The organism is Peptoniphilus indolicus, assembly GCF_900454665.1.
GTDB lineage: Bacteria > Bacillota > Clostridia > Tissierellales > Peptoniphilaceae > Peptoniphilus > Peptoniphilus indolicus.
The window spans coordinates 1,070,288-1,078,182 of record NZ_UGTH01000001.1 but is presented as its reverse complement, the minus strand read 5'-3'; the positions used below and the strand labels follow the sequence as shown (position 1 = coordinate 1,078,182).

Here is a 7,895-nt window from a genome sequence, read left to right as displayed (position 1 = left end):
AGATAAAAATTGAAAAAAATTAAAACAACAAAAGAGAATTATATGTAGTAATTTAAATTACTACATATAATACGTATATTAAAAATTTTAAAACACTTAAGGAGAGACATGATGAACAAAAACAAAATTATGGCATCGCTACTTGCTCTTGTAATGATGCTAAGTGTATTCGCACCGTTTGAGGCTTTTGCGGCTGAGGCAGTAGATAGTGGGAAAACAAAAGTAGTAGTACACAAAATGCACCAAGAAAGATTGGAAGATGTGAGTGAAAAAGCAAAGCAAAAGGGTTACAATGGTGGAGAAATTAAACCTCAAGATTATACAGAGATATTTGGGGATAAGTCTAAGGAATTGGAGAATGTTAAATTTATTGTATATAAAGTAACTGATTCAGATCTATTAAAGGAATTAGCTGATTCTACAAATAAAACGAAGTATGATACAGAAGAAAAAATTAAAGCTTCTGATAAGAAAGATAAATTTACTCAAGAACAAACACAAACTACAGGACGAGGAAATGCAGGGGCAACTTTTACTCTTGATAAAGGTTCATATTGGTTCATTGAAGATCAAACAACAGTTAGAGATGGAAATAAAGTTTTTGCAGGAGCAGTAGCGGTACCTTTCCTTTTAGAGTTACCGGTATACAAACAAAATGGCGAGAAATTTAGTGAAACAGATGCTTTACACGTGTATCCAAAGAATACAACAAATGCACCGGAAATAGATAAGAACTTTGTTAAGACACATGGTTTAGAAGCGGCTAAAGGGTTCGCTGGAGACGATGCTCAAGCTCTTAAAGATGTAGGAGCAGTTTTAACTAATTATGAAAAAGAAAAAGCAACTGTAAGTGCAGAAATTGGTAAAGAAATTCCATATGAAGTAGTTACAAAAATACCTGCTAAATCTTTATATCAAAGATTAGTATGGCAAGATAGCATGACTAAAGGTTTGACTTATAAAAAAGATTTAGAGATTAAATATGGAGAAAGTGCAGATACAGCTAATACTAAACTAGAAACTCCAGCTGATTATAAAATAGAACAAAATGATTCAGGATTTATTTTAACTTTAGAAAAAGCTGGTATTGAAAAACTTGAAAAAGCAGCTGCTGACAAAGATATTTATGTAAAATTAACTTATCATGCTACAGTAAATAGCAAGGCAGTTGTTGACCAACCGGATAAGAACAATATTTCTTTTGATTATAATAATAAGCCAGGGGAAAATACAGACCCAAGAGAAAAAACAGTAAAAGGGACAGAAGTTAAAGTTGAAAAAACATGGGCGGATGGTTCATCGAATCAAGCTCCAGCAGATGCAAAAGTAACATACTACCTATACAAAAAAGGTAGTGGAGACTTTTCTACAGATACGCTAGTAGATTCAGTTATTAAGACAAAAGATTTTAGTCATACATTCTCAAATCTTGAAGATGGAGACTACTATGTAAAAGAGTTTGTTCAAGGTTACACTCCAGAATATACAACAAGTGAAAATGGAACTATAAAATTGAACAACAATAAAAAGCCTGGAACACCTTTAGTGCCAAAGACTCCAGAAATTGTAACAGGTGGAAAGAAATTTGTTAAGACAAATGATAAAGCTGGTAATGAATTAAAAAGACTTGCTGGTGCTGAATTTGTTATTCAAAACAAAAACACTAATGATAATACAAACAATGGAAAATATTTAAAGATTAATGACTCAAATGTAGGGGAATCTGAATATTTAAAAGCAGAAAAAAATTATCAAGAGTTTATTAAAAAAGTTAATGAAGCATTAGCAAAAGGTAAAATTTCAGCAGAAAATAAAGTAGATAATTTTGATAGCGACCAAGCTATAAAAGGTGAAGTAGATAGATTAGAAAAAGCTAGAAATGAAGCATTTGTAAAAGCTAACTTAAATTATACTTGGGTAGATAAGGAGCAAGCAACTAAGTTCTATTCAAATGACAGAGGTCAATTTGAAGTTAAAGGTTTGGCTTATGGAGATTATCAAGCAGTGGAAACTCAAGCTCCTGCAGGATATGCACTTCCTACAGGTGGCGGAAGCTTTACATTTAAAGTAGAAAAAGGTTCTTATACATCAGAAGAAAACGGAATTAATTATGAATTAGAAAAAACTCAAGATAAAGATGCTAAGCAAATCAAAAATAATAAAGTAACTATCCCACAAACAGGTGGTATTGGTACTGTAATCTTCACTGTAGCAGGTCTTGCAATTATGGGCGGAGCTTTCTACGCAATGAAGAAGAGAAATGAAGAACAAGAAGAAGCTTAATTAAACATAGTCGGGAGGACTTTATGTTAAATAAAATAAATAAAAATCTAATAAGGGCATTTGTTTTTGCCATCTTAATCATTAACATGGTACTTCCAAATGATGTTTTTGCAAAAAGCAGTGTGACAATTGATTTGAAAGGGAAGAGCGAAAGCTCGGACTTTTCAAACAGACGTCTTAGCCTTTGGAAGGTATCTTCTGATTTGTTGGAAGACGAAAAGGTGAATATTGCTGAAAATTTAAAAAATTTAAGTGATGAGCAGATTACTAAAAGGTATTCAGCTCCTATTTCCACAGAATACTCAAATAGAGACGGGATAATCAATATCGAGCTTGAGAGTGGAACTTATTATGCGAGGGAAATCACTGACAGTGCGGTTAAGGTTTATCCGTTTGTGTTCACCGTGAGTGAGAAAAATTTTAAGGTTATTCCCAAGGGGGGATTTGACATTCCGCCCGGTAATACCAAACTTATAAAGGTATCTACTGACGGGACAAGGCTTCAAGGGGCTGAGTTTGAACTCTATTTTGTAAAGAATGACGGGGTTGAAAGAGTGCCTTTGAAGGAAAATGTCTATTCGCCGAGCGGGTCAAGGAATGAGATTTTGACTACTGATGTGAATGGGGAGATAGTTTTATATGATTTGCCGATTGGGGACTATATGTTTAAGGAGTTGAAGGCTCCAAACGGATATATGGTTAGACAGGCTGAAACTTATTTTACAATCAACAGTTCAAGAAGCACTGAGGTCAGGATAGTGAACTATCGTGCCGGCGAGGGCGGTTTCAAGTTCAAGAAGATTTCTGAGGACGGAACTCCTTTGACGGGTGCGAAGTTTATGGTGACTAAAAAGGTTGGGGATATTTTTGAAAAGATGAGGATAAATAATGTCGAGTATGTTGTCGAGTCAACTGCTGAGGGTTATTTTACCGTTGACGGTTTGCCTTTCGGGGAGTATTTCTTATGGGAAACTCAACCTCCTAAGGGTCATTCTGCTCTTTCTGATTCTGTGAGATTTGTCATAGAAGAGGGTAGTTTTAACCAGATGATTGAAATCAGGGATAGGAGAATTCCTGAAGTGCCGCCGTCTAATCCGCCTGTTGAGCCGCCGATTGCTCCTGAAAAACCGCCGATTGTAATTCCGAAGACGGGGGATATAACTCTCTTGTTGATGGTATTGGTCGGAGGGGTGTTTTCTGCGATTGGCTATAGACTTGTCAGAGAGGACAACGATACGGTTAGTGTGAAAGTGGAAAATTAAATATGTTTTATGGGCAATGCTCTCGGATTTTTCCGGGGGTGTTGTCTTTTTTATTTGTATTGAACGGGACAATATAGGGGCGGCACGAGATAAACGAGGTCCGCCCGTGTATGTAAAATATGAAAACAGATTAGAATTTAAAAAGTGTAGGGGCGGCACGTATATGCAAGGTAAATAATGAATTAAAAAACAAACGAACAAATAGAAAAAATAGATAAAAAGAAGTATAGGTCCGCCCGAGTATATAGTATGCGAGAACAGAATAATATTAAAAAACGTAGGGTGAGGCACGAGTTTGCGAGGCCCGCCCGTTTTTTTTTAAATGATTTTGAATTTGTTAATTTATTTAAATGTGTTATAATATGTTCAAAGAGGACACCGTTAAAGACGGTCGCCTTACGGTAAGTTTAATTTAAAACCACCAGTACTCGCGATACAGGTGGTTTTTTTATTTAACTACTTATTTTTTGTAAGTGTTAAGATGAGCGCTATAAGCGTTGCAAATTCTATTATTATTGATAGAATTTCATAATCACTCATAGTCACTCCTCCTAATGAATTTATTAGGCGACCATCTGTATGTCCTCAATTTCATTATATGCATTCAGGTTTTTATTTTCAATTTAAATTATTTTTGATATTTCATTTTATTATGTTGACGGGCGGGCCTTTGCTGTTTTTCTATTTGAATTTTTAATTTTTTTGTATTAGTTTCAAATCTTTATTTTTATTGTGGATACGTGCCGCCCCTACGTTTGTTGGTTATATTGATATTTTTATATTTTTGATATTTCATTTTATTGTGTTTTGCGGGCGGACCTATGTTGTTTTGATGTTTAAGTTTTTTATTTGTCTCTTGTTTTTTATTTCATAAATTTCCTTGCAAATACGTGCCGCCCCTACGATTGTTGGTTATATTGATATTTTTAAAATTTTTGATATTTAGTTTTATTAGGTTTGAGGGCGGACCTGTGTTGTTTTGATGTTTAAGTTTTTTATTTGTCTATTGTTTTTTATTTCATAAATTTTCTTGCAAATACATGCCGCCCCTACGGTTGTTGGTTATATTGATAAATTTAATGTTTTTTAAAATTTCGTTTTATTGTGTTTGAGGGCGGACCTATGTTGTTTTGATGTTTAAGTTTTTTATTTGTCTATTGTTTTTTAATTTCATAAAATTCCTTGAAGTCACGTGCCGCCCCTACGGTTGTTGGTTATATTGATAATTTTATTATGCGGTCCGATCGTTAACGAAAAATAAAAATTGGAAGTTAACTTCCTGAAATGGTATAATTTAAAAAAATAAGAAGTTTATTTCCAAAAGGAGGTAGCGTATGTTCGACAGACCTATGTATTTAGAAAAATTAAAAAGATTTAAAGACACAGATTTTATAAAAGTGATAACTGGTGTTAGACGTTCTGGAAAGTCTGTTATCTTAAAATTATATAGTGAATATTTAAAAAGTTTGGGCATATCTGGGAAAAATATTATTTACATTAATTTTGAATTGTTTGAGTATCAGAATATAAAAAATGAACGTGATTTCCACGAGTTAATTAGCTCATTAAATTTAAAAAAGGATGTTAAATATTATTTTCTTTTTGATGAAATTCAATTTGTTGATGGTTGGCAAAAAGTTATAAATTCACTGCGCATAAGTTTTGAGGCGGACATTGTAATCACCGGTTCAAATGCAAATATGTTATCTGGAGAACTTGCGACTTTTTTGAGTGGAAGGTATGTTGAAATACCTGTGCATCCATTTTCTTTTAAGGAATTTTTGTACGTTAAGGGAATTGATTTAAATTCAAGGTATGTTGATACTGCATATTCGGAGTATGAAATTTATGGGGGTTTCCCAAGTGTGGTTATTGCAGAAAAGGCAATAAAGGACACGGTTTTGTCCGGAATTTTTGATTCGATTGTGTTAAATGATGTTGCATTTAGGTCGGGAATTAAGGATACGGAAATTTTAAAGGGGATTATAAATTTTTTGGCGGATAATGTTGGTCAGATAGTGAATCCGACTAAGATTTCGAATGTGTTTAAGAATGAAAGGCTCAGTGTTTCTAATCACACTGTATCGAGGTATTTGGAGCTTTTGGAGAATGCTTTTTTATTTTCCAAGGTAAGGCAGTATGATGTTAGGGGGAAGGAGTATTTAAGGTCGAATAATAAATATTTTATTGTCGATAATGGTCTTAGAAGAATTTCGGTTGGGATGAGGGGTGGGAATTATAGTAATCGTCTTGAAAATATAGTCTATACTGAGCTTGTAAGAAGAGGGTATAGTGTTGATGTTGGAAGGATTGATTCTAAGGAAATTGATTTTATTGCCAAGAGAATGGACGAGGTTTTATATGTGCAAGTTTCGTATGAATTACCGAATAATAAGCATGAAACGGATAATTTACTTTTAGTTAATGACAATTATAGGAAGATTGTGATCACCGGGAAGTATTATGAGGAGAAAACAATTGATGGGATTGAGATTGTTTATATTGTTGATTGGTTGTTGGAGGATTAGAAGCTGGTGAGGGAGGCACGAGAGGAGCAAGGTCTATTTGTTTTATATGGTTATTAAATTGTGTTATAATGTTTTAAATTTGAGATTATTTATACTTCACAACACAAACGATTGTTAGCTTATGTGATATTTAAAATGTTTTATAATTATATTATTTCGAGGGAGGGCTAAGGGTGTTGTGCCCCAGGGTAACTTCTCTTTTTTCTGTCGAAAAAATTCACCTTTCGATTCTCCCTCGAGCACCCATCCCCTACACCCTCAAAACGCTTTTTGGGCTGGTTTTTACATATATGTTTCTATATTTTTGATATTTCGTTTTGTTTGGTTTTGGCGGGTCGGCCTCACGCTGACGTATTCGTGCGACCCCTACGTTTTGTAAACAATACTTATTATTTTGGAAATCAAAATGTAGGGGCGGCACGTATATGCAAGGTAAATAATGAATTAAAAAACAAACGAACAAATAGAAAAAATAGATAAAAAGAAGTATAGGTCCGCCCGAGTATATAGTATGCGAGAACAGAATAATATTAAAAAACGTAGGGTGAGGCACGAGTTTGCGAGGCCCGCCCGGTTTTTTTGAAATGATTTTGAATTTGTTAATTTATTTAAATGTGTTATAATATGTTTAAAGAGGACACCGTTAAAGACGGTCGCCTTATAGTTGTTTTGTTTAAAACCACCTAAGCCGATACAGGTGGTTTTTTCATTTAACTACTTATTTTTTGTAAGTGTTAAGATGAGCGCTATAAGTGTTGCAAATTCTATTATTATTGATAGAATTTCATAATCACTCATAGTCACTCCTCCTAATGAATTTATTAGGCGACCATCTGTATGTCCTCAATTTCATTATATGCATTCAGGTTTTTATTTTCAATTTAAATTATTTTTGATATTTCATTTTATTATGTTGATGGGCGGGCCTTTGCTGTTTTTCTATTTGAATTTTTAATTTTTTTGTATTAGTTTCAAATCTTTATTTTTATTGTGGATACGTGCCGCCCCTACGGTTGTTGTTTATATTGATATTTTTAAAATTTTTTATATTTCGTTTTATTGTGTTGACGGGCGGGCCTTTGCTGTTTTTCTATTTGAATTTTTAATTTTTTTGTATTAGTTTCAAATCTTTATTTTTATTGTGGATACGTGCCGCCCCTACGGTTGTTGTTTATATTGATATTTTTAAAATTTTTTATATTTCGTTTTATTGTGTTGACGGGCGGGCCTTTGCTGTTTTGATGTTTAAGTTTTTTATTTGTCTATTGTTTTTTATTTCATAAAATTCCTTGAAGTCACGTGCCGCCCCTACGGTTGTTGTTTATATTGATATTTTTAAAATTTTTTATATTTCGTTTTATTGTGTTGACGGGCGGGCCTTTGTTGTTTTGCTGTTTAAGTTTTTTATTTGTCTATTGTTTTTTAATTTCATAAAATTCCTTGAAGTCACGTGCCGCCCCTACGATTGTTGTTTATATTGATATTTTTAAAATTTTTGATATTTCATTTTATTGTGTTGACGGGCGGGCCTTTGCTGTTTTTCTATTTGAATTTTTAATTTTTTTGTATTAGTTTCAAATCTTTATTTTTATTGTGGATACGTGCCGCCCCTACGGTTGTTGTTTATATTAATATTTGTTATATTTTTGGTATTTCATTTTATTATGTTGACGGGCGGGCCTTTGCTGTTTTGATGTTTAAGTTTTTTATTTGTCTATTGTTTTTTAATTCATTATTTACCTTGCATATACGTGCCGCCCCTACTGTTGTTGTTTATATTGATATTTTTAAAATTTTTGATATTTCATTTTATTATGTTGAC

Annotated in this window: 3 protein-coding genes; all 3 read left to right on the top strand. The window is 33.2% G+C overall.

Going from position 1 to position 7,895, the window contains the following annotated elements; translation table 11 throughout:
• Positions 1–111: 111 nt before the first annotated feature.
• The 3 genes from DYE58_RS05215 to DYE58_RS05205 all read left to right on the top strand — a co-directional run bounded on the left by DYE58_RS05215 (position 112) and on the right by DYE58_RS05205 (position 6,073).
• Positions 112–2,283, top strand: a complete 2,172-nt coding sequence (locus DYE58_RS05215) for a pilin N-terminal domain-containing protein (RefSeq protein WP_004820204.1) — start codon at positions 112–114, stop codon at positions 2,281–2,283.
• A 23-nt stretch (positions 2,284–2,306) separates the two neighbouring features.
• A complete protein-coding gene (locus DYE58_RS05210) occupies positions 2,307–3,545 on the top strand; it encodes an MSCRAMM family protein (protein WP_004820206.1) in 1,239 nt (412 codons plus the stop codon).
• 1,334 nt (positions 3,546–4,879) lie between these two features.
• Positions 4,880–6,073 carry an ATP-binding protein gene (locus DYE58_RS05205; RefSeq protein WP_004820208.1) on the top strand — a complete coding sequence of 398 codons (1,194 nt, stop codon included), beginning with the start codon at positions 4,880–4,882 and terminating at the stop codon, positions 6,071–6,073.
• The last annotated feature ends 1,822 nt before the right edge of the window (positions 6,074–7,895 follow it).

What these genes read in the sequence shown, in the direction of transcription:
- DYE58_RS05215 (WP_004820204.1), top strand. Translation starts at nt 112, where the DNA reads ATGAACAAAAACAAAATTATGGCATCGCTACTTGCTCTTGTAATGATG.
- DYE58_RS05210 (WP_004820206.1), top strand. Translation starts at nt 2,307, where the DNA reads ATGTTAAATAAAATAAATAAAAATCTAATAAGGGCATTTGTTTTTGCC.
- DYE58_RS05205 (WP_004820208.1), top strand. Translation starts at nt 4,880, where the DNA reads ATGTTCGACAGACCTATGTATTTAGAAAAATTAAAAAGATTTAAAGAC.